The organism is Phycisphaerae bacterium, from assembly GCA_041652575.1.
Lineage (GTDB): Bacteria > Planctomycetota > Phycisphaerae > Sedimentisphaerales > UBA12454 > UBA12454.
The window spans coordinates 165,032-185,651 of the sequence record JBAZHC010000001.1; the positions used below are offsets into that span (position 1 = coordinate 165,032).

Sequence of the window (20,620 nt, forward strand, 5' to 3'; positions counted from 1 at the left end):
TGCGGCCAGTTCTAACGGTGTGCTGTAATAGCTGTAACACCTTTTAAATAAAGTGGTTAAGCAGCAACAGCATCTGACGCTTGATTATTTTTTATCTTTTTTCTTATAAATGTCAATGAGCCTATCACCAGCATGAAAATTGTCGCCGGTTCCGGAATTTCAATCGAAAGATACGGTGCGTAATTGCCGCCTGAATATTCCTTCGTGACAAATCTCGAATCATTGCCGCCATTGCCCAGAGCGTATAACATAACCGTTAAATAATTATCCGACAAATCAGCCTGATAGCTCCATGTAGATAGAGTAAAGCTTACCCATTGATTTGCGATATTAGACCAACTGCCGGCAGCAGCTATTGTAGAATCATTTATCGGCCTTGTGCTATAAACAACCGTTTCTTCTTCCCAGTTATCATCTGCGTGATAAATGCCGGGAGAAGAATCAGAGCCGTTTGAATTTACATAAAGATTCAGGCTGGCCGATGTAATTACCGCATTGTCCTGCAAAGAGGAAAGGTCAAACTTGACATAAGAGATGTACTGATAACTTCCGGTAGACCATGAGTAATTGTCCGAGTGCGTTTCAATTCCCAAACCATCGCTCCAATATCGCTCATTGACCTGCGGCCAATTCCACGTCCACCCAACCCACGCGTCGTCGCAGCTGGAGATATTTACAGTGGTTGCCTGAACTAAATTCGATAACAAACAGACAGGGATTAACACTAACAACAACTTCTTCATGCCTCTACTCCTAAAATAAGATTATTTGTTTATAGAACGATGATTATTTTTTTCTCAAAAAAACCGCTGTGCCTATTAGCAGAATTACTATTGAGGCGGGTTCGGGTATTGAAGGGCCGCCGCCCGAGCCGAGCAGTTCAATGGCTACGGCTCCTACTACTTTCTTCTCTATAAAAGCTGCCGAGCCGGGACTGCTGATGGCCATAAGATTGTTATTCAATACAATCGTAAAATTCGTCCAGTTAATATCTGTCACAGACGCCTGTGCCGACCAATCTCCTGTACCGGTTATTATCGGTGAAGTCGGGGTACTTATAAAATTACCGTAATGAACATCAAAGGCATTAAGATTTGCCGCGAACATTGTTCCGCTGACGGAAACCTTGCCTGTGCCGAGAATGCCATAATCGCCATATTCGGTAATCCGAATGCCTGTAATGGTATATCCCGTATGGGCGAGCAGAGAAACTTCAAGCCTGTCCGATTTTATGGAAGGAATACCGTTGAGGCTTTCAGCTATGAAATTCGATGGAGTGAACAGAAATGTATTTCCGCCGACAAGAGCGGGACTGCCGAAAAGGCCATTGTCGCTGCCGCCGTTATACCAGTTAAAAAAATCTGCCGAGCCGTTTTTGTTCGTCCAGGAAATAATAGCGTTTGCAGGACAGGTTATCAGGGTAAGCTGAACAAGAATAACAAGCAGCAAGGCTGTGTTTCTCATCGCCCCTTTAATGTCTTTTTTCACTTCTTCTTCTCCCGTCTTCTTTTGGGTCTATTTAATATCGTCGTTTTATACATTATTTATACGGCGTATATCTGTTTAATGTTTTCAGGTCTTTGAAATACCTGACGCTAATACGACTATTATTTAGATTCGGGAGCTGGCAAAGGGCAGCCAAAAGGCTTGGTATGATTTATTGCCAAAGCATCACCCTTACCGTTCAGTCCAGTTTTATCCTTATTCGAGGATAATTTTACGCATCTTCCCAAATACGCCAATATACCTATTTTAATATGTTAAATTTACAATTCAAGAAAAAAAGCCATTCTTACGGTTTAATTGCCGGAATGGCTTAACTGAAAGCATTTAAATAAGTTATGGTTTATTACAGATAGGGCTTGTCGTTAAATAAGTAATTATTTTTTTCTCAAAAAAGCCACTATGCCTATTGTCAGAAGAACTATTGCGGCGGGTTCCGGTATTTGGGTATTTGCGGGTATGGAACGGTTTATCGCGGAGACACTATCGCCGTTGGATAAACTTTGTATATGAAGTCCTATCCGCAAATCTTTACTTTCGGAAAGGGCATTAATTACATCATCGAAATCCCTGTTGTTCTCGATGGTAAATATGATTTTAAGCCATTCGCCCTGATTGATACCATTGTGAGAAGTTCCGCCTTTAGAGTCGGAATCCGCACTGAAATCGGCAGGTTTGGCAAATTCAGGCGTTAGTGTATCGCCTCCCGGCAAATGGCTTGGGTTTGCGCCCTGCGAAAAAGCTACTCCCGAACCCTGCAGAAAAGTCTCATTCGTACCGCTCAATAAAGAGTCGTCATCAAAATAAACGGCAGTAATGGAAGAACTGATTGAACTGGAATTTTCAAAAAGAAAACCAGCCTGGTTTTGTCCCTCTTCAGAAACAGTTACTGTGAAATTAAGCTGGCTGTTTTCCGACCAGTTGGAATTGTCAAAAATATTGAATGAATAAATGATGCTTCCCTGAGCTGTAAACGCCCATAAGGCAATTATAAGGCACAAAATACCTGTTTTTCTTCTTCCCAATGTCACTTCTTCTTCCTTTAATTAAAATCTTAAACTCCCTATTTTATCATCTGCGGTCTGTAATGCAATAAAAAAGCCATCCCGAAGAATCGGAATGGCTAAGCCGAATGATATAACAGGCACGTTATAAGCTCTTTTTCTTAAAAAGTGCTATATTATGGGTCTAATCGTCCTGTAAATAGTTATATATTTTTTCTGCTATCCCTGTTTTTACGAGGACAAGTTTTTCCTTTCTATTTCTTTTTGCGGATTATGCTCAAAGCACCAAGGGCGAGCAGGCAAATCGTTGTTGGTTCCGGAGTAATCACAAACGCCAGATCGAGATTTCCGGTTCTGTTAGGAGGGTCGTTTTCAGGATAAACCAATTGATACCAATAACCATTCATCGAGTAAACCGCGCCGTCATTAAAGTGATTTTCAGAAGTTTTCCAGCCAGGCATCTCTTGATCTTCGGTGCGAGCCCACCAGAGGTTAATCGCCAGCCAATAGATGGTTCCTTCCTCCTGAACAAACGGGTTTTGAATATCGGTAATATTGATTTGATAAATATCCTCGTGATCGTTCGCGACAGGGGGACCTCCAAACGGGCTGAAAAAGCCCTGGTCGCCGGAGCCGTAATAAATCATGTCAACAGGGTAAAACAGCCCTTCCCATAGAATTTCACCAGGCGTGCTAAACGGATTGGTATATACATCGTAAGGATTATCACTGTAAATCGCCACATGCATGGATGAAATATAGGTGGCATCATCGCCTAACCATGAAAGCCACAAGTGAATATCGCTGACAACTCCGGTTTTGCTGCATTGCCAATCGTCTGCAAGAGGCCTTTGTAACGTCATAGAATCAAAAGCTACATCCCAGCCCAACGTGTCGGGTAATTGAGGGTAATGCATCTTGTAGTCATCGCCCGGCTGCCAGTTTGCATTAGCAGTTGAAACTATACATATTAAACAAATTGTGACTATTTTTTTCATTTGAGTTTTTCCTTTATACTTTTTCCTTTCATCTTTTTTTTCGAATCAGACTTGAAGCGCCAAAGAGGAGCAGGGTGATTGTTGTCGGTTCCGGAATATTTGTTATCTGGATGTTGTCTACCGAACCACCGGAGGCTTCTTCAAATAGAATTCTGTAACCACCGGTTCCACCAATGCCAACATATGGTTCAAAAGGTGTACCAATAGCATTTGCATAAGCTTCAGGTGACTCGTCTGAGAAGTAATTTACGCCACCAAGCTCAGGTATACTTTGGACCAAAACGCCAGGGATACCGTTAAGAGCCAGGTCCCACTCGCCGGTAGAACGATTCAGCGTAAATTCATAATGATTTACCCCGGACGCCAAAGGGTCAGATGATACGCTTGGGCCGTAATCGGTATCCAGGTTATAGCTACCGGGATGGATATTAAAAGAACTCAGCCAATTGGCTCCATCAGCTTCTGGCGTTGCGCCGCCTAAAGCTCTGATACGGAATGCAGCATGCTCAGGTGCGTAAGTTGCGTCATCCCCGCAACTGTAGTCAAAAGAAATGATTGTGATATCGCCATCGCCTGGCTCGGCCGGCCTGTCCACACCGTAAACATACCGATTGTATTTAGCAGAAAACACCCCGCTCTCCGATAAGTCTGTTAAATTGATTACCGCCAAAGCGCCTGTGCTGACGACCAAAATCATTGTTACTACTGCACAAATTACAATTAATTTTTTCATTTGAGTTTTCTCCTTTTTATTTTTCACTAACTGTTTGAAAAAGCGGAGGGCTGAGTTGTTCGGTCAGAACTCAAGCCCTCCTTATGTTTTAATAGTTACAGTTTCCTTCGAATAAGACTTAAAGCGCCAAGGCCGAGGAGACAAATTGTTGCCGGCTCAGGAACGCAGAGTTCACCTGCCCAGATGTTGGTCACACTTTGCAGCCCCGGCACAGTAACCGTCAGATACGCGTAGTCCGGCTGAGGATGAATCACGCCGAGCACCTTGCAATGCCATAGACCGTCGGTCCCTATGTTCCATGACAAGTCACCTGTAAATGTCCCGCCGTCGGGGTTTAGAACACTAATTATCGGGTCTTCGGTACTTTCGGTTGTTCCGGTGATGTAGATGTAGATTTGCTTATCGAGTTCATCATGACGCACGTTAGCCAGATTGACTATAATGGTTTCGTTTTCTATGCCTATATCGGCCGTAAAAGCGGTGTTGCCGGTTAGGTAATTTGTAGCCCAGTGGTAAGGATCGTTCGTCGGCGAAACAGGGTCACCACCACCTAGGATGTCAGACTGCCAGTATCCATAGGCGAAAAGACCATCTTCATTGTTCCACCAACTAGGGGGGGTGGTATCTGGTGTTGGAGGTATGACTATACTTGCCCATGATACACACGCTAAACTTAGCATCAGGCCGGCTGCTAAACAAATTACAATTTTCTTTTTCATTTGAGTTTCTCCTTTCGCTAATTGTTATTTTTTTCTCGTAGAGTCCTTCGGACTGCGAATCAGACTCAAAGCGCCAAGGCCAAGGAGACAAATTGTTGCCGGTTCGGGAACATTCAACGCTGTTATGTCCCCATGCGAATCGCCATCGCCACCTTCTGAATCTTCTACGTAAAATCTGAGCTTGAACTGCCTAACCCCACCAACACCATCTGCCGCATTACCTTCCAAGGAACTGCCATTCCATGTGGCCCAGCCCAACGCTAGTGCGTTTTCACCGGAGGTAATAGATTCATCCGAGTAGTATTTGTTAGCCACAACATTTCCAAGTATGACCTCAGTGCCATCAGGCTGAGGATTTTCGGTATCGGCAGTTGCATAGAAGTCTATCTCGCTCATATCGATTTCCAGTTTCCACAAACCTGTGTAGCTATTCAGCATGAAATCATAATGGTGAGAACCAATGTAAGACCCTATACTACCAATCGTGTAGTAGGGACCATAATCTGTGTCAATTACAAGGGGCGCACCGTCTTTGTCGAAATTAATGTCCATTGTCCAATGGCCAGAACCTTCATAATAGCCTTTGATTTGGAATTCATCATCAGCCGAGTTACCACCATAGGTATAATCAAAGGAAATATATGTGACATCGTAAGTACCAAGAGGCAAAAGTACATCTTCCTGAATAACTGACGCAAAGGTGTTCACATTAGCTGCAATAACAATCAACAAAACCGCGCCAATCGTAATTAATTTTTTCATTTGAGTTTCTCCTTTTAATTAATAAATTCCTTTAATTAACCCGCCTCTTCTGCCGCGGGTTAGCATATTTGATTACTTCATCCGCACATCTCCTTTCTTATAGATATATTTTGTAATTGTCATTTTTTTTCTTTGGTATGAAGGCTAATGAGCCTATCAATAAAATCGCAATGGTTGCAGGTTCGGGGATTATTCGTATTGCTATGGCGGTGCCAAGCGTCTTCTTTTCAATCCAGGCAATAGAGCCGTTTTCTGTGGTAATCGCCAGAAGGTCGTTTTGCAGTGTGATTTTAATGTAAGTCCAGTCCGGCTGGTTGATATCAACCTGAGCTGAAGCGGACCATAAGCCATATACATCATAATTATCGCCGGTTACAGGCATTGAAGGAACAGCAACAAGGTCGTTGTTTAAGCTGCCCGCAGCATCCAGATTTTCAACAGACAAATTACCTGAAACATTAACCGAGCCGTTGCCGGAAATCTGGTAATCGCCATATTCTGTAATTGAAATGCTTTGAAATCTGAAGCCTGAATAGGCAATCAACTCAAAAACAAGCTTGTCTGTAATGAAATTAGATTCTCCATCAAGACTCTTTGCTATGAAGCCTGAGGGAGAGAACAGAAGGGTATCTCCTCCGACAAGAGTCGGGTCGCCAAACAGTCCGAAATCGCTGCCGCCGTTTGCCCAATAGAAATTATCCGCGGAGCCATTGGGGTCGGTCCAGAAAACAAAACCATCCGCGTTGTTTATGCAAATGGGGTTTTGAATAAAAATCACTACAGCAGTCAAAACGGCAAGTCTGAAAGTCAAACGCTTCATTACTTCTCCTCCTATATCCTGAAAAAACTCTCCTTCTTGTTCTGTGGGGCTAAACCCGCTACTGCAGATTTAGCGGTATTGATTTTCCTGCTGAATAACGGCAGCAAAAAGATGCCCAGCGTAAGTATCACAATGGTTGCAGGTTCGGGTGTGATAATTTCAATATCAAACGATGTTTTGCTGATAAAAGATGTGTCCAGTCCCGACGGGTTGCGGGCGGTAAGATTATTATTCAATGTAATCCGTAAATATGTCCAGTTGAGTTCTTCAATAACCGCCTGGCCGTTCCAGAAATCAATGCAGGGATCCGAAATATTCATTTTAAAGAATGTGTTGCGTGTCTCGTTCTGATTAAGATTGGCTGCAAATATTCCGGCTGAAACTGAAACATTTCCACCGGAAGGGACGTTAAAATCGCCGCATTCGATAATCCTGATACCCTCGATTTTTTTCCCTGAATGGACGATTATGTCAACCTTAAGGAGGTCTGTTGCAAAAGCACTTTTGCCATTAATACTCTCGGCAAGAAAATTTTGAGGTGAGAAATGGAGGATATTTCCATTAACGAGGGAAGGGTTGCCGAAAAGGCCGTTGGCACTGCCGCCGTTCTGCCAGTCGAAGTCGTCCGCTGTGCCATTTCTGTTGCTCCAGTAGATAAGCACGGCCTGTGCATCGCCGGAATCAAATACAGACTGAAACGGCTGAATAAGAAAAAGCAGTAATAACAGGATATAGAGACCGAAACGAAAACAAAAAATTCGCGTACAGCTTTTTGTTATTTTACCTTCTCCCTGCATTATAACACCTCTTCGCTTTCCTCGAGTTCTCTCTTGTCTGTCCCAAAATTTCTCCTTAAGCCTCCCAATCGCAAACCCTCCTCTCCTGCAGTGGGCAAGCTGCGGTAAATGAAACTTAAAAAATGCGAGCAGACAATCTCTGTTGTAAATCAGGCAACTAAACCATGTAAAATCAATCAGACAAGCTGCCCGACACTGTAAGACTTAAAAAAGTGTCTCCAATAAGCACTAAAACCTCGGTGTTTTCTCCTTTTCAGCGTGCAAAATGCCTATAGCAGATAAATATCGAAAAACGCGCAAAGACTAATCCTCTATATAGCGCGTCTTTCTTCTTCCTTCCCCAATCTATGCCTTCTTCTCCCGCCCCTATGATGGAGTGGATTACACCAGAAACAATACCTGTTCGTCAATGGAAAGAAATATATTTTCAGAATATGAATTAAAAAAGGCCTTTATGAGATTGCATAAAGGCCTTTGGCTGCGAGAAAAAGATTATTTTTGTGGCGTTTTAAATAACAGTCTTCTTGTTACTAAAATTGCGTAGCATAAATACTGCTCCAATACTCAGCATTGCCATAGTTGCCGGTTCCGGTATCGGCTGAGTACAGTTTATAGCGGAAGCGCTGTCATCACAACTGCATCTGCATCCGGCAGGGAGAGACTGAATGTGAATGCCGATTCGTAGATTTTCCTGACAAGTACTGCCGCCGTTCGCTATTTGCGCGATTACATCATCGTAAGATTTATTGTTTTTAAGTGTAAAGACAAGACTGAGCCATTCGCCCGGATTTATGCCTTTAGGCGAAACCGGTGAATCAGAATCGGCGCTGTATTCAGGGGTTTTATCAAATTTCGGCGTAAGCTCTGAGCCGCCGGGCAGAGTTTTCGGATTTGCCTTTTTGCTGAAAGATACGCCCGAACTTTCAATAACGGAAACATTGCTGAAGTCAAGACAACTGCTCGTGTCAGGGTAAGCATCAAAATAAATATCGGTGATTGAAGAATCGGCGGTGCTGTCGTTGTCGAACCTGAAGCCGACCAGATGTTTGCCGGTGCTGCTTAAGCCTTCATCCGTTAATGTAATTGTGAAATTAAAACGCGGGTCGTTTTCGTATTGCGAATTATTGAAAATGTCAAAGTTGTAAATCATATTAGCATAGACAGAAACATTCAGAGCAAAAACAACCAATAAAATACCAACAAAACTTCTTCTTTCTCTTTTCGTAAACATTTGTTTTCTCCCAATTAAACAGACGGGGCTGCCAAGTCCCAACCTGACAGTCCTGTCACCAACTTATCTTTAAATTCTTTTTATCCTTACGCTATTTTTTCTTCCTGTTAATCCGCTCCTGCGGCTTAATATCAATGAACCTATAGCCAGCAAAGTGATTGTTGCCGGCTCAGGGATACTGCTGCACCATGTATCGATAACAAGGTCGTCCACGTTTATCGAACCTGCGATACGAATAATTTCATCCGGCGGATTATAGTTAAGCACGATTTCATAAGTGCTGTGAATCCAGTCGGAACCGATTTGAATTACGCTGAGCGGATTTGTTACAGGGCCGAGTTGTCCGCCTAAAGAGTCCTGCAGATAAATTACAGGGCAGTCGCCTGATTCCTGCGGCCGCCAGGTAATTTGAATCCAGATGCGCTTTTGAGGATTGGGCTGCTGGAAATTTTCCACGAACGCATTGATACTTCCGCCTGAAAGCTGCCAGACGCCAAAGCCTGCGCCAAGTCCGATTTCCGGTATGTACTCGCAGGGGAGGTCTTGGGCCAGCCAGTCAGATGCCGGCGTTATAGTAAGGTGAGTGCCGAGAAGATAGCCGTCCCAGTCAGGCTCAATTGGTCCGGCGTCAGAAGAACTAAACTCCCAAACCTGCCAGGTGGTATTAGTTTCCTGCCACCAGGGGGGCGGATTGATGTCTATGGCGGCCAGAGCCATGCCCGCAGTCAGCAGCATACAAACATATACCGCACAAATTGTCGCTGACTTCGTTATCATCTTCTTCTTTTTATCCTCTTCATCGTTTTCTCTTTCTTCCACATAAACAAACAGGGCTGTCAGGTTTTTCAGCCTGACAACCCTGTCACTAAAAAATTGTTGTTTTCTCCGATTCTCTTTTTGCTATTTCTTCCTTCCTATGAGGGCTAATGAACCTATAGATAACATTGCAATTGTTGCGGGTTCGGGAATTTCCGGGCCGTCACAAATCAGTTCGATGGCGACGGCTCCTCCTACGATTTTCTTTTCGATAAAAGATGTCGAGCCGGGACTGCTGATAGCCATAAGATTGTTGTTCAGCACTATTTTCAGATTGGTCCAGTTGATGTTTGTTATAGCCGCCTCGGCTGTCCAGCTTCCCATACCGGTTGATATCGGAGAGGCCGGCGTGCTTACAAAACTATTAGAGAGGATTGTAAAGGCGTCGAGATTTGTTGCGAACATTGTTCCGCTGACAGAAACTTTGCCGCTGGTAAGAATACCATAATCGCCGTATTCGGTAATTTGAATGCCGGTGATGGTATAACCTTCGTGAGCGAGCAGTCCGAATTCGAGCCTGTCTGATTTTATGGCAGCGATGCCATTGAGGCTTTCGGCTCTGAAGTTTGACGGAGTGAATAGAAAAGTATTTCCGCCAACCAGAGTCGGACTGCCGAAAAGACCTCTGTCGCTTCCGCCGTTGTACCAGTCGAAGAAGCCGGCAGAACCATCCTTGTTTGTCCAGTAAATAAGAGCCTGTGCGGGGCATGTAATCAGGACAAGCTGAACAAGAATGGCCAGCAGCCATATTGCGGTCATCATCGAACTATTTGTTTTGTTTTTGCTATTCTTTTTCATCGCTATTTCTCCTTCGGCCTGCTTCCTATGAAGGGGACCGAATTTATGATATACTCCTTTTAGTGTTTCTTCCTTCTGAGGAATGCCATACCCGCGGCCAGAGCGGCTATTGTCGCAGGCTCAGGTATAATTGTTATAGCTACCGAATCTCCGAGGATTTTTTTCTGAATAAATGCAACTGAACCGGGGTCGCTTATTGTCAGAAGGTTGTTGTCGAGCGTTACCCTTAGATGTGTCCATCCGCTAAAAGAGACTGCTCCGTCAGCGGTCCATTCGCCTGTACCGGAAAAAATCGGCATTAGCGGATTGGTGATTAAATTGACAGATTCTGTTTCGAAGGTTACGAGATTATCCGCCTGCAGGATACTGTACGCATCAACAAATCCGGCATCGAGAATGCCGTAGTCGCCATATTCAGAAATTTGTATTTCGGTAATCAGCACATTGGCGTGTGCAATCAAATCAAAGCTAAGCGTATCCGAGGCGCTGCCTATCTCGCCATCTATGGATATGGCGATGAAATTCTCCGGCGTAAACAGGAATGTGTTTCCACTGACAAGAGTAGGATCGCCGAACAGGCCGAAATTGCTGCCTCCATTTTGCCAGTCAAAATAAGTGGCAGAACCGGTAGAGTTGCTCCAGGAGACAAATGCGTCTGCCTGATTTGTAAAAAGGAAACTTTGAATGCAAAATACTACAGTTACTAAAAGTACAAACCTGTAAATTAAATTCTTCATGACTTCTTCTCCAATTCTTGATAAAAATTTTTCTCAAATCCTTAAATTACATCGCGCTTCCGTGGGTCAAATCTATGTTACAAATCTGCGGATAGTTTTTTTACGAATGAAAGCCATACTTCCCAGCGTAAGCAAAACCAAAGTTGCCGGCTCGGGGACGATGATTTCTATGTCGATACCTCCGCCGACGATTTTTTTCTGAATAAAAGCAGTTGACCCCGGCAGACTGAACGCCAAAAGATTGTTGTCGAGCACTACCTGCAGACGAGTCCAGCCTATATCGTCGACGACAACCTGGCCGGTCCATGTACCCTGACCGCCATCGATTGGCGAAATAGGCGATGTTGTAAGCGCATCGTAATGGACACCGAATGCATTAAGATTTGTCAGAAACAAAGTGCCTGTGGCAGATACGCTGCCCTCGGTCAGGATGCCGTAATCGCCGTATTCGGTAATCCGAATGCCTTTGATTTGTTTGCCGGTATGAGCGATTATTTCGAACTGAACCCTGTCCGAGACGATATCACCCACGCCATTGACACTTTCTGCTCTGAAATTAGACGGGAAAAAGACAAATGTGCTTCCGCCGACAAGAGTCGGATCTCCGAAGAGACCATTGTCGCTTCCTCCGTTTACCCAGTCAAATTCGTTTGCCGTGCCGTTCTGATTCTGCCAGAAGATAACAGCCTGCGCATCGCCCAAATCAAATGCGGACTGTAATGGCGGAATAAGAAAAAGCAGTAACAGAAGAACGAATAGACGGAGGTGGAAACGGGGAATGTCTGTAAAACTTCTTCTCACATACATTATGACACCTCTTCTCTCTTTTCATAAAACTTCTTCTAAAAACTTCTTCTCAACTTTTCCTAACAACTTGCTTTCTCTGCTTCCCTGCCTCTTCCTTCTATCTGCTGCTCATACTCCCAAACAAGAATCAAAAATGTGCGCAGACCGGCTCCGATGTAAGTCAAGTAATTCAGTCGGATAAAACCAGACGAAAATCAGATAAACCGATTGCCAAACAGCACAAGGTTCAAAAAAATCGCAAAATAAATGCGAAAACCCTGCTGTTTTCTCCTTTAAGTGGTTACAAGCGGAAAAATGCGCAGAAAAAACCACTATCCCTAAAACGCGGTTTTCTCAATCCTGCCAATACGTGCTTTCTCGTGCTCCCGTTTTCTTCTCCAACCCCTATTCTGTCGCAAATTATATCAAAAGAAATAGCGTCTGTCAAGAAAAAAATAAACAAATCGGGGAAGGGCCCGGCCGGGGGAAATGTCTGCGGTATCTGTTTTGGCGATAGGACCTAAAAAAAAGAGCCTTTTGAGTGAAATACTCACAAGGCTCATGCCGGAAAAGAACAAAATTTTTCGTTATACTTTTTAAGCAGCCGCCGGTTTTTTGCGGAAATCGCGGAATATAAATATTGCTCCGATAGTTAATGTAATTACGGTAGCAGGTTCTGGAATCGGAGTTATCTGAAAGGCTATCGCGTTGCCTAAAACTTTCTTTTCTATAAAGGAACTCGAACCATCGCCGCTCATCGCGAGCAAATTGTCTTCAAACGTGATTTTTATACGGGTCCAGTCTATCTGGCCGATACCGAGTTGGGCCTGTCCCTGCCATGCGCCCTGGCCGCTGATTGCAGGCATCGAAGGAGTGGCTGTAATAGTGCCGAATAAACTGTTGGCTGTATCCATATTTTCGACAGTCAATCCGCCCGATACCTGAACCTGGCCATCACCTAAAATTCCGTAATCGCCATATTCTATAACAGAGATATTTTGAAAACTGAAACCCTCATGTGCTATAAGCTCAAATTCAAGACGGTCGGAAACCGAATCGGAAACGCCATTGACACTTTCCGCCCTGAAATTTGAAGGGAAAAATACAAAAGTATTGTCGCCTACGAAAATCGGGTCGCCAAAAAGGCCGTATAGACTTTGTCCGTTTTGCCAGTCGAAATAGCCGCCGCTGCCGCTTGAATTAGTCCAGAAGATATTTGCCTGTGTTGCCGAAAATGCGAGTAGAATAATCCCTGTGGCAAGAATGGTTGCTTTTTTCATTAAAACCCCCCATGAGTATAGTTTCCCTTGTTTGCCGCCCAAGGCGACAACACCCCATAAATAAACCTTAGGCTATAAGCCCGCTTCGCCGGACTTATAGCGATATGACACTTTCAGCCGTCCCGGCATTAAGTTGCGGGCATAAACCCGTAGCTTAATGCCAAGTACCAGTATCCACCGAAATTATAGTGAAACCACTTTGCTTCGGCGGATTTCGCTGAAAAGCGTAAAATCTCTTTGGCCGTAAGACCAGAGAGCTTTACATTCTATAAAAATATAATAAATAAATCGGCCGATGCCAAAAAAATGGTTTTTTTATTGCGCAAAAAAAAGAGTCCCGATTTTTCGGGACTCTATATCTAAAAAACATCTTCTCAGACTCCAATAGGCTCAATTGAGCCTAAATTCCTGAATAAAGAGGATTATTTTCTACTTTTTCTTTTCAAAAGAGCAAAGGCACCAACTGTAAATAATGTAATTGTTGCCGGCTCCGGGATCGAAGCTGCCGCGGTCTCTGGAACGATGGGAGGTTCCAAACCGTATTCCGTAGAGATATTGAGAGAACCTGCAACCGGTGCTGAATCGGAGGTGAATACCAGAAATGCGGAATGTGCATTGGCGATGAAAAGACCGTTTGTGAATTCCCATATAAAAGAACCGCCGTAATTGTCCGGGACCAGGCCGCCGTTTCCATCGTCTGTATAGCCGATATAATCTGTAGCGGTTGGGTCGCCGTCAAGAAGGCTGAACGTTGCTATCGGGTTCAGATCAGTGCCGAGATTTATTACCTGATAAGCGTAAATGTATTGGCCGTTGCCGGGATTGGCAAATCCGTCGATTTGGCCGTCCATTGTATCGTGATAACTGTTTGAGTCGGTGTTGTAAACGGCGTATTCAACATACGCATATACATCGTTTTGATTGTAATAACGAGAACCCTGCCATGTTGAACTTTCTGGCAGGTAGTATCCGGCATGGGCTATCGTCTGCAGCAGCAGCACAGCTCCAAACAATCCAGCCAATTTAAGTCTTTTAGTATTGTTCTTTCTCATTATTACTTTCCTTTCAATAATAAACTATTCTGTATTGTTTTTTCTGTTTATGAACAAAAGGGATGCGCCCATGCCCAAAAGCAGCATGGTTGCAGGTTCCGGGATTTCTTCGGGCACTGGCGAAGGCTGGTTTTCCGGCACCGGCGGGGCCATGTTTTCAGGCTCGTCCGGAGGAATGTATGGCAGCGTATTATTCGGAGGATTATATCTTCTTGAGCCGCCGCCGGTATATTCTCCACCTCTGATAGATATACGGTTTGGATACAAAGCCGGCGGGCCTACGCTAATCTGCGGACCGGCGGAAGAATCCATCGCTGCGTATTTATCTTGTTCGAAAACGGCTATGATGATTTTTGGGCCGTTAACATTTAGTTTGGTTCTTCCGACAGTCGAGTCCTGTACGTCGCCAAGCCAGTAAACGAATTTCCAGCCGGTATTGGGAACGGTTGTCAGTGTAACAGTTTCATTGATTTCAAATGTGTGTACGCCAATGCCCGGGGTAATAACACCGGCACCGGCGGGACTTTCCTGCATAAGTACAGCGTAATCACCTTCGGCAAAAGCAGTGTTAAAAAAACTCACAATAAAACAGAGGATAAGGCCTCTATAAACTAACATTTGTCCACCTTGTTCGATGCTGCGAAGGGGCCGCTTCATCGACTCCGAAAAGAAGTTATTCTATTATTTAAAATATCCTGTTTTGAATAACTTCTTCTTTAGACCTCATCCAATCGAAGCAAATAATTATTTGCTGTTTTTTCTTTTTATGAAAAATACTGAGCCGATCGTTAAAAGAAAGATTGTGGCAGGCTCAGGAACAGGAGTGTAGATATAACTAACGCATGCACTGTCTATACTCGCCTTAGTTGCCTGGGCAGCAATGGTATTGCCTCCATCGTAACTTAGAGATATTAGAGTGAGCGTGTCCGCATCCAGTGTAATTATGCCGGACCCGGTGAATGCCGCAAGTATATTAGCAGCGGTATATTGTTTGGTTGCTAAAAAGTAAATATCTTCAAAAGTTCCTTTCACGCTATTGCCCGGAGCAAGATTCGTGAAGAAAAAGTCATCACTGGATATATCGATTTGCGGAGCGCCAAGAGAGAGTGTGGGAAACTCGACAGTGGGATACCCGACATATATCCGCAAACGGGTGTGGGCATCGCCGCTTGACGAGGTACCGCCATTGTTGGTAACGGTGATTTCTGTGTTCATAAAACCATTAAGGCGGAATATTACCTTGGTTAATTCTCCCAGTGAGGAGTCAAACTTCTGGAACGCTAACGATGTAGCGTCAGGAGTCGCAGGCCAGTCAGTCGTTGTAAGCGGAATTGGCGTAGTAAAGAAAGGCCCTATGGTGTCAGCAAAAGCCGGTAAAGCGGCTAACGATACTGCCAAGGCGCAAATGGTTAAAAATCTTTTCGCGGTCATATAAGACCTCGCTTTCTAAAAAGAGGTTTTTTAATTGCTTTAAACTCGCTTTAAAAAACGCGCGCAAACTCAAATGTTGCATAACTCTTCTCCAGATAAAAAGCGTCAGATATGCCTCCAATGAGAACCGCAAAATAATGCAGGAACCCAAAAGCTCAAATCAGATACTGAATTTCAAACCGGTGTTTTCGCCTTTGCCCTGTGTAACTCTTCGCCTGCCCCAATTCAACTGCGGATTATACCACAAAAAAAAGAAAATGCAAGAGAAAAATCTGTTTTTATTGATTTTCTGAAAATTTGCGCAAAAAAAGAGCCCCGATTTGTCGGGACTCTTTTTATTATATGGTTAAAACCCTTCTACAGAATAGTCTTTAGAAAGATTATTTACTGTTTTTCCTCTTTATAGAGGCCAAAGCACCGATTGTGAGCAATGCAATTGTAGCAGGCTCAGGAACCGGAGTATAGATATAAGTAACGCATCCTTCTTCCAGACTAGCTTCGGTTATTTGAGTAGCAATGGTATTGCCGCCACTGTAGCTGACAACTGTTTGAGTGAGAGTATCCGCATCCAGCGTAATTGTGCCGGCCCCGGTGAATGCCGCGAGTATATTGGCGGCGGTATACTGTTTGGAAGCTGAAAAGTAAATATCATCAAAACTTTCTGACACGCTGCCGCCCGGAGCAAGATTGGTGAACACGAAGTCATCACTGGATATATCGATTTGCGGAGCGCCAAGAGAGAGCGTGGGAGACTCTACAGTAGGATATCCAATATATAACCTCAAACGGGTGTGGGCATCGCCTGTTGACGAAGTGCCGCCGTTGTTGGTAACTGTGATATCTGTGTTCATAAAACCGCTAAGGTTAAATATTACCTTGGTTAATGTTCCCAGCGAAGAGTCAAACTGCTGGAATGTTAACGAAGTAGCGTCAGGAGTTCCAGGCCAATCGGTTGTTGTAAGTGGAATTGCCGTGGTGAAAAATGGGCCTATGGTGTCAGCAAGAGCCGGCATAGCAGTTAAAAGTACCCCTAAAACACATACAAATAGTCCTCGTTTCAACATAATCTTACCCCTTTCTAAAATATTGGTTACTTATCTTAAATGCCCCCCGGGCAGATAAACTCGTTTTAAAGCTATAGATTCGGGTAGATACTAAAAAATCCCATAAAGCAAAAGATTCACTTGAAAGCACAAAGTCGATTTATCAGTTGAAGATGTTTTTCGCTACCCCAATTCTTAGAGGATTATATCAAAATAAAATGGAAAATGCAAGAGTAGGAAGCATTTTACCTGAGTTTTTTTACAAAAAAGCCGACTGCGATTTGCCGTCGGCTTTATTATCGAACCTTTGCGAAATTATTTTAATTACATTTTTTGCATTTGCAGCTTGTTTTAAAGAGAATCGCAAGACCCGCAACAGATATTACCAGCGTGTAAACGCTGCGAGGGATGTGTGTAATTTCCGGAAGTGTTACTTTGCCGTAACTGGCGATTTTATCAAGCGGAACGACAATAGCCGGGTAGATAAGGATAAAAAAGAAAGCTCCCGCGAACATACCAACGACAGAGACAAGGGCGTCAATTCTTCCGGAAGCTGCACAGGCAAGGCCAGTGCCGGGGCAATAGCCTGTCATTCCGAAACCAATGCCGAGAATTGCTCCGCCAATAAGCACCGACACAACCGCTGCCGGTTTTACACTGTAATGTGCGATGCCGGCCATATCGAGGAACCATGTGCCGAGCATACCGACTATAACGAATAAAGCGATAGTCCGCATAGCGTGAAAATCTTTCAATCTCAATGTGCCGACGATTTTATCCGGTTGTGCCAGGCCGCCCATATATAAGGCCGCTCCGAAAAGCAGTCCTGCTCCAAAACCTGTTAAGTTAGTATCCATATTTCAACTCCTTTTATTTTTCGATATCGGGACATTTGGGGTAAAATATTTTTGCCGTTATCATTCCAAAGGCAAAGAGCGTGATAGAGAATGGCACGGCCGCAAGGGAAAGCTGTGCCCATCCGCTTGCGAATTGGCCGCTTGTGCAGCCACCGGCGAATCTGGCACCGAGCAGGACTAAAAAGCCGCCGATAAATGCGGTTGTCATTCTTTTAGTAACGTTCGAGCCGTAATTCGCCTGCCACCAGATTGTCGTCTTTTTCAGTTTCCATTTTTTCATTCCCAAAGCGGCGATAACAGCTCCGGCGACAATTCCGACATCGAGCCAAAAGCCGTAACCTAACTTTTGATATTTTTCAGAGCTGATAAGACCGTGGTTTTGTGTGTACTGCGGCGCGGCAGATTTAATAATTTTTGCGTCGACGATGACAAACTGTGTCGATACGCCAAGCGGCTCGGCAAGGCCGACAGCCAGAATCTGCACCAGACCCAGCACAAGCCCGGCAAGCCACCACGGCAAAGGGGATTTTTTTACAGTTAAATCGTCCATAAACAGACTCCTTTCAAAAATACCACAACGACCGATATAGCTAAATCGGCTAATTGGCGGTATTTTATACAGGAAATCACTAATGATGCAATAGGGGGCGTATCGCCGGGTTCAAAACGGCAATATAGATAATATTAATGGTGAGATAAGAGTTTGCTGAAAAAGCCCTGTTTGCGTGTGTGTTCGCCATGATGGATTTTTTCAAGATGCTTTTGCACTATATCCGGAACTTCGTAAGTGTTGAAAGGTTTAACGATGTAATCGATGGCGCCTCTGCTGATGGCCAGGTCAATATCCTTCGAATCATCCTTGCAGGTGAGCATTAATACCGGAATGTGCATAGTTTCGGTATTACGTTTCAACTCTACCAGTACTTCCATACCATCCATTTCCGGCATCATCCAATCTAATAGTACGATATCGATTTCTTCGGATTTTGCGAGGTCAATGCCGTCGCGGCCATTGGCAGCGGAGAAGACCTTGAATCCCTTTTTGACCAGGGCGTTCTGAAGCAGCAGCCTTATTGTTGCGTCATCGTCAATTACAAGTATATGTGTCGGTTCCTGCATAGTATTTTCCCTGCTAATTCAAGCTATCTTTATTATCGGCGAAAATGTTTAGCGGCATTACGGGAATCACAACTGATAAAAACGCTGCAGCAGATAGTCAGGCCGAAAAATTTTTATGCCGAGTCCCATAAAATGTTTTATGGCGGTATAAGGCATTTGTTTGTTCCGGCCGGAAGCACTGTTTTAAGTGAATCAACTGGCAAAAACAGATTTTTTATGGTATAATCAGGCCTTGATAAGGAGATAAATCGAGAAAACAGTTTGAGCCATGATTTTTTAGTTCCCTTTTGCCCTTTCCCGCATTGCGTTGAATGCGGGATTTTTTTTGCGCATTGACGGAGATGTAATCCTCGTTTAACATTCAGATATGAGAGCGATAGTTCAAATAGTAAAAAACGCTAAAGTTACCGTCGATAATAATATCGCCGGTCAAATAGATGCCGGTCTGCTCGTTTATCTCGGCGTCGGCAAAGACGACAACGAATCCGATGCGGTATTCGTAGCGGACAAGATTGTCAACCTGCGGATTTTTGCCGATGATAACGACAAGATGAATTTAAGCGTAAAAGATAAAATAGGACAGGTGCTCGTCGTCAGCAACTTTACTCTTTTCGGAGATTGCCGAAAGGGCAGAAGGCCGGGCTTCGATTTGGCGGCAGAGCCTGCAATCGCAGAAAAACTTTATGAAAAAGTCGTCGAACTTATAAAAGCAGAAGGGCTTGAAGTTCAAAATGGAATCTTTGCCGCCTATATGGATGTAACGGCGTCAAACGACGGGCCAATCAATTTTTTAATAGATAGTAAAAGATTATTTTGAAAACGAACCCCCGGGATAAACCCGGGGGCTTACGGATTACATACCCAAAATCATTTCTTGATTGAATATGGGCTTTCGATTAAAATACCACGTCTTTGAGGTAAATATGACAGATACAATAAAACAGCAGGTTGAAGAGCTTAAACGCGGAACAGTTGAGATTTTCAACGAAAAAGAACTTGCCGAGCGGCTTGTTGAGGCGGCAAAAGAAAAACGCCAGCTTCGCATCAAACTCGGTATGGACCCGACTGCGCCGGATATTCACCTTGGACATACCGTAGTTATGCGGAAGATGAGACAGTTCCAGGATATGGGACATAAGGCTGTTTTGATTATCGGCGACTACACCGCACGAATCGGCGACCCGACAGGACAAAACACAACAAGGCCGATGCTTTCACCTGAACAAATCGACAAAAACGCAAAGACATACATCGACCAGGCTGGGAAAATTCTCGATACATCGAAAGACAAATTCGAAGTCAGGCCAAACAGCGAATGGCTGGCAGATTTGAGGCTTGCCGATATTATAAAACTTACCAGTTCTACTACTGTTGCAAGAATGCTCGAACGTGATACATTTGAAATCCGTTATAAAGCAGGAGATGCGATAAGTATGCATGAATTTTTATATCCGCTGATGCAGGGATATGATTCTGTTATGGTAAAGGCCGATGTCGAACTGGGCGGAACCGACCAGACGTTTAATAACCTTGTCGGACGCGATTTGCAGAGATTAAACAATCAAAAGCCGCAGATTGTAATTACGATGCCGATACTTGTCGGCCTTGACGGTGTAGAAAAAATGAGCAAGTCAAAAGGCAACTACATCGGCGTAACAGATTCGCCAAAAGATATGTTCGGCAAAGTGATGAGTATAAGCGATGAAATGATGGAAAATTATTTTACGCTCCTGACGGATATACCCGCTGAAAAAATCAGGGAACTCGTCGATTCGCAAAAGAGTCATCCGAAAGAGTCGAAAGTATTTCTCGGCAAAACCATTATAAAACAATTTTACGATGAAGCTACGGCACAGGCCGCTGCCGATGAGTTTGATAAAGTATTTGCGCAGAAACAACTGCCGCAGGATATGCCGGAGGTAAAAATATCGGGCGAGCCTGTAACGGCGGCGAAACTGCTGGCGGTGTGCAATCTTGTCGCAAGCGGCGGAGAAGCGAAAAGACTTATAGCGGGGGGCGGAATGAGTATCGACGGCGAAAAAATTACCGACCCGAATAAACCGATAACGCCTGCAAACGGAATGATTGTCCGTGCAGGAAAACTTAAATTCGCGAAACTTTCGGTAAATTGAAC

Annotated in this window: 25 protein-coding genes; 3 read left to right on the forward strand and 22 right to left on the reverse strand. The window is 44.1% G+C overall.

Annotation, left to right across the window (positions count from 1 at the left end):
- Positions 1-56: 56 nt before the first annotated feature.
- The 18 genes from WC496_00790 to WC496_00875 all read right to left on the reverse strand — a co-directional run bounded on the left by WC496_00790 (position 57) and on the right by WC496_00875 (position 15,368).
- A complete protein-coding gene (locus WC496_00790) occupies positions 57-743 on the reverse strand; it encodes a DNRLRE domain-containing protein (protein MFA5291549.1) in 687 nt (228 codons plus the stop codon).
- Between the two features lie 43 nt (positions 744-786).
- Positions 787-1,488 carry a PEP-CTERM sorting domain-containing protein gene (locus WC496_00795; protein ID MFA5291550.1) on the reverse strand — a complete coding sequence of 234 codons (702 nt, stop codon included), beginning with the start codon at positions 1,486-1,488 and terminating at the stop codon, positions 787-789.
- Between the two features lie 392 nt (positions 1,489-1,880).
- Positions 1,881-2,534 (reverse strand): PEP-CTERM sorting domain-containing protein, encoded by a 654-nt coding sequence (locus WC496_00800; GenBank protein ID MFA5291551.1) that lies wholly within the window; start codon positions 2,532-2,534, stop codon positions 1,881-1,883.
- Between the two features lie 227 nt (positions 2,535-2,761).
- A complete protein-coding gene (locus WC496_00805) occupies positions 2,762-3,505 on the reverse strand; it encodes a PEP-CTERM sorting domain-containing protein (protein ID MFA5291552.1) in 744 nt (247 codons plus the stop codon).
- A gap of 28 nt (positions 3,506-3,533) precedes the next feature.
- The gene (locus WC496_00810) at positions 3,534-4,238 is read right to left on the reverse strand and encodes a PEP-CTERM sorting domain-containing protein (GenBank protein MFA5291553.1); all 705 of its coding nucleotides are present in this window, start codon (positions 4,236-4,238) and stop codon (positions 3,534-3,536) included.
- 95 nt (positions 4,239-4,333) lie between these two features.
- Positions 4,334-4,918 (reverse strand): PEP-CTERM sorting domain-containing protein, encoded by a 585-nt coding sequence (locus tag WC496_00815; GenBank protein MFA5291554.1) that lies wholly within the window; start codon positions 4,916-4,918, stop codon positions 4,334-4,336.
- A gap of 63 nt (positions 4,919-4,981) precedes the next feature.
- Positions 4,982-5,719: a PEP-CTERM sorting domain-containing protein gene (locus WC496_00820; GenBank protein ID MFA5291555.1), complete on the reverse strand. Its 738-nt coding sequence runs from the start codon at positions 5,717-5,719 to the stop codon at positions 4,982-4,984.
- A 97-nt stretch (positions 5,720-5,816) separates the two neighbouring features.
- Positions 5,817-6,539 carry a hypothetical protein gene (locus tag WC496_00825; GenBank protein ID MFA5291556.1) on the reverse strand — a complete coding sequence of 241 codons (723 nt, stop codon included), beginning with the start codon at positions 6,537-6,539 and terminating at the stop codon, positions 5,817-5,819.
- 11 nt (positions 6,540-6,550) lie between these two features.
- Positions 6,551-7,336, reverse strand: a complete 786-nt coding sequence (locus tag WC496_00830; GenBank protein ID MFA5291557.1) for a hypothetical protein — start codon at positions 7,334-7,336, stop codon at positions 6,551-6,553.
- 508 nt (positions 7,337-7,844) lie between these two features.
- A complete protein-coding gene (locus tag WC496_00835; protein ID MFA5291558.1) occupies positions 7,845-8,567 on the reverse strand; it encodes a PEP-CTERM sorting domain-containing protein in 723 nt (240 codons plus the stop codon).
- Between the two features lie 69 nt (positions 8,568-8,636).
- On the reverse strand, positions 8,637-9,386 hold the full coding sequence (locus WC496_00840; GenBank protein ID MFA5291559.1) for a hypothetical protein: 750 nt from the start codon (positions 9,384-9,386) through the stop codon (positions 8,637-8,639).
- A gap of 81 nt (positions 9,387-9,467) precedes the next feature.
- The gene (locus WC496_00845) at positions 9,468-10,181 is read right to left on the reverse strand and encodes a PEP-CTERM sorting domain-containing protein (GenBank protein ID MFA5291560.1); all 714 of its coding nucleotides are present in this window, start codon (positions 10,179-10,181) and stop codon (positions 9,468-9,470) included.
- A gap of 59 nt (positions 10,182-10,240) precedes the next feature.
- A complete protein-coding gene (locus tag WC496_00850; GenBank protein MFA5291561.1) occupies positions 10,241-10,918 on the reverse strand; it encodes a PEP-CTERM sorting domain-containing protein in 678 nt (225 codons plus the stop codon).
- A 72-nt stretch (positions 10,919-10,990) separates the two neighbouring features.
- Positions 10,991-11,725 (reverse strand): PEP-CTERM sorting domain-containing protein, encoded by a 735-nt coding sequence (locus WC496_00855; GenBank protein MFA5291562.1) that lies wholly within the window; start codon positions 11,723-11,725, stop codon positions 10,991-10,993.
- A 575-nt stretch (positions 11,726-12,300) separates the two neighbouring features.
- Positions 12,301-12,984, reverse strand: a complete 684-nt coding sequence (locus WC496_00860; GenBank protein MFA5291563.1) for a hypothetical protein — start codon at positions 12,982-12,984, stop codon at positions 12,301-12,303.
- Positions 12,985-13,406: 422 nt separating this feature from the next.
- Positions 13,407-14,036, reverse strand: coding sequence for a PEP-CTERM sorting domain-containing protein (locus WC496_00865; GenBank protein MFA5291564.1), 630 nt, complete (start codon positions 14,034-14,036; stop codon positions 13,407-13,409).
- 24 nt (positions 14,037-14,060) lie between these two features.
- Positions 14,061-14,654, reverse strand: coding sequence for a PEP-CTERM sorting domain-containing protein (locus WC496_00870; GenBank protein ID MFA5291565.1), 594 nt, complete (start codon positions 14,652-14,654; stop codon positions 14,061-14,063).
- 126 nt (positions 14,655-14,780) lie between these two features.
- On the reverse strand, positions 14,781-15,368 hold the full coding sequence (locus WC496_00875; GenBank protein MFA5291566.1) for a PEP-CTERM sorting domain-containing protein: 588 nt from the start codon (positions 15,366-15,368) through the stop codon (positions 14,781-14,783).
- Between WC496_00875 and WC496_00880 the strand changes: the two genes are divergently transcribed.
- A complete protein-coding gene (locus WC496_00880) occupies positions 15,277-15,471 on the forward strand; it encodes a hypothetical protein (protein MFA5291567.1) in 195 nt (64 codons plus the stop codon). The genes WC496_00875 and WC496_00880 overlap by 92 nt on opposite strands.
- 376 nt (positions 15,472-15,847) lie before the next feature.
- Here the strand turns inward: WC496_00880 and WC496_00885 are convergent, their stop codons facing one another.
- The 4 genes from WC496_00885 to WC496_00900 all read right to left on the reverse strand — a co-directional run bounded on the left by WC496_00885 (position 15,848) and on the right by WC496_00900 (position 18,486).
- On the reverse strand, positions 15,848-16,531 hold the full coding sequence (locus WC496_00885; GenBank protein MFA5291568.1) for a PEP-CTERM sorting domain-containing protein: 684 nt from the start codon (positions 16,529-16,531) through the stop codon (positions 15,848-15,850).
- A 299-nt stretch (positions 16,532-16,830) separates the two neighbouring features.
- Positions 16,831-17,367 (reverse strand): DUF6691 family protein, encoded by a 537-nt coding sequence (locus WC496_00890; GenBank protein ID MFA5291569.1) that lies wholly within the window; start codon positions 17,365-17,367, stop codon positions 16,831-16,833.
- 13 nt (positions 17,368-17,380) lie between these two features.
- Positions 17,381-17,917 carry a YeeE/YedE thiosulfate transporter family protein gene (locus WC496_00895; GenBank protein ID MFA5291570.1) on the reverse strand — a complete coding sequence of 179 codons (537 nt, stop codon included), beginning with the start codon at positions 17,915-17,917 and terminating at the stop codon, positions 17,381-17,383.
- Positions 17,918-18,051: 134 nt separating this feature from the next.
- Positions 18,052-18,486, reverse strand: coding sequence for a response regulator (locus WC496_00900; protein MFA5291571.1), 435 nt, complete (start codon positions 18,484-18,486; stop codon positions 18,052-18,054).
- A gap of 367 nt (positions 18,487-18,853) precedes the next feature.
- Here WC496_00900 and dtd point away from each other — a divergent pair, with 367 nt between their 5' ends.
- Both dtd and tyrS read left to right on the forward strand, forming a co-directional pair.
- Positions 18,854-19,303, forward strand: coding sequence for a D-aminoacyl-tRNA deacylase (gene dtd, locus WC496_00905; GenBank protein ID MFA5291572.1), 450 nt, complete (start codon positions 18,854-18,856; stop codon positions 19,301-19,303).
- Positions 19,304-19,409: 106 nt separating this feature from the next.
- Positions 19,410-20,618 carry a tyrosine--tRNA ligase gene (tyrS, locus tag WC496_00910; protein MFA5291573.1) on the forward strand — a complete coding sequence of 403 codons (1,209 nt, stop codon included), beginning with the start codon at positions 19,410-19,412 and terminating at the stop codon, positions 20,616-20,618.
- Positions 20,619-20,620: the final 2 nt, after the last annotated feature.

Excerpts from the sequence above, each read along its gene's own strand:
- WC496_00790 (MFA5291549.1), bottom strand. The coding sequence starts at position 743 with ATGAAGAAGTTGTTGTTAGTGTTAATCCCTGTCTGTTTGTTATCGAAT.
- WC496_00805 (MFA5291552.1), bottom strand. The coding sequence starts at position 3,505 with ATGAAAAAAATAGTCACAATTTGTTTAATATGTATAGTTTCAACTGCT.
- WC496_00810 (MFA5291553.1), bottom strand. The coding sequence starts at position 4,238 with ATGAAAAAATTAATTGTAATTTGTGCAGTAGTAACAATGATTTTGGTC.
- WC496_00815 (MFA5291554.1), bottom strand. The coding sequence starts at position 4,918 with ATGCTAAGTTTAGCGTGTGTATCATGGGCAAGTATAGTCATACCTCCA.
- WC496_00820 (MFA5291555.1), bottom strand. The coding sequence starts at position 5,719 with ATGAAAAAATTAATTACGATTGGCGCGGTTTTGTTGATTGTTATTGCA.
- WC496_00825 (MFA5291556.1), bottom strand. The coding sequence starts at position 6,539 with ATGAAGCGTTTGACTTTCAGACTTGCCGTTTTGACTGCTGTAGTGATT.
- WC496_00830 (MFA5291557.1), bottom strand. The coding sequence starts at position 7,336 with ATGCAGGGAGAAGGTAAAATAACAAAAAGCTGTACGCGAATTTTTTGT.
- WC496_00835 (MFA5291558.1), bottom strand. The coding sequence starts at position 8,567 with ATGTTTACGAAAAGAGAAAGAAGAAGTTTTGTTGGTATTTTATTGGTT.
- WC496_00845 (MFA5291560.1), bottom strand. The coding sequence starts at position 10,181 with ATGAAAAAGAATAGCAAAAACAAAACAAATAGTTCGATGATGACCGCA.
- WC496_00850 (MFA5291561.1), bottom strand. The coding sequence starts at position 10,918 with ATGAAGAATTTAATTTACAGGTTTGTACTTTTAGTAACTGTAGTATTT.
- WC496_00855 (MFA5291562.1), bottom strand. The coding sequence starts at position 11,725 with ATGTATGTGAGAAGAAGTTTTACAGACATTCCCCGTTTCCACCTCCGT.
- WC496_00860 (MFA5291563.1), bottom strand. The coding sequence starts at position 12,984 with ATGAAAAAAGCAACCATTCTTGCCACAGGGATTATTCTACTCGCATTT.
- WC496_00865 (MFA5291564.1), bottom strand. The coding sequence starts at position 14,036 with ATGAGAAAGAACAATACTAAAAGACTTAAATTGGCTGGATTGTTTGGA.
- WC496_00870 (MFA5291565.1), bottom strand. The coding sequence starts at position 14,654 with ATGTTAGTTTATAGAGGCCTTATCCTCTGTTTTATTGTGAGTTTTTTT.
- WC496_00885 (MFA5291568.1), bottom strand. The coding sequence starts at position 16,531 with ATGTTGAAACGAGGACTATTTGTATGTGTTTTAGGGGTACTTTTAACT.
- WC496_00890 (MFA5291569.1), bottom strand. The coding sequence starts at position 17,367 with ATGGATACTAACTTAACAGGTTTTGGAGCAGGACTGCTTTTCGGAGCG.
- WC496_00895 (MFA5291570.1), bottom strand. The coding sequence starts at position 17,917 with ATGGACGATTTAACTGTAAAAAAATCCCCTTTGCCGTGGTGGCTTGCC.
- WC496_00900 (MFA5291571.1), bottom strand. The coding sequence starts at position 18,486 with ATGCAGGAACCGACACATATACTTGTAATTGACGATGACGCAACAATA.
- dtd (MFA5291572.1), top strand. The coding sequence starts at position 18,854 with ATGAGAGCGATAGTTCAAATAGTAAAAAACGCTAAAGTTACCGTCGAT.
- tyrS (MFA5291573.1), top strand. The coding sequence starts at position 19,410 with ATGACAGATACAATAAAACAGCAGGTTGAAGAGCTTAAACGCGGAACA.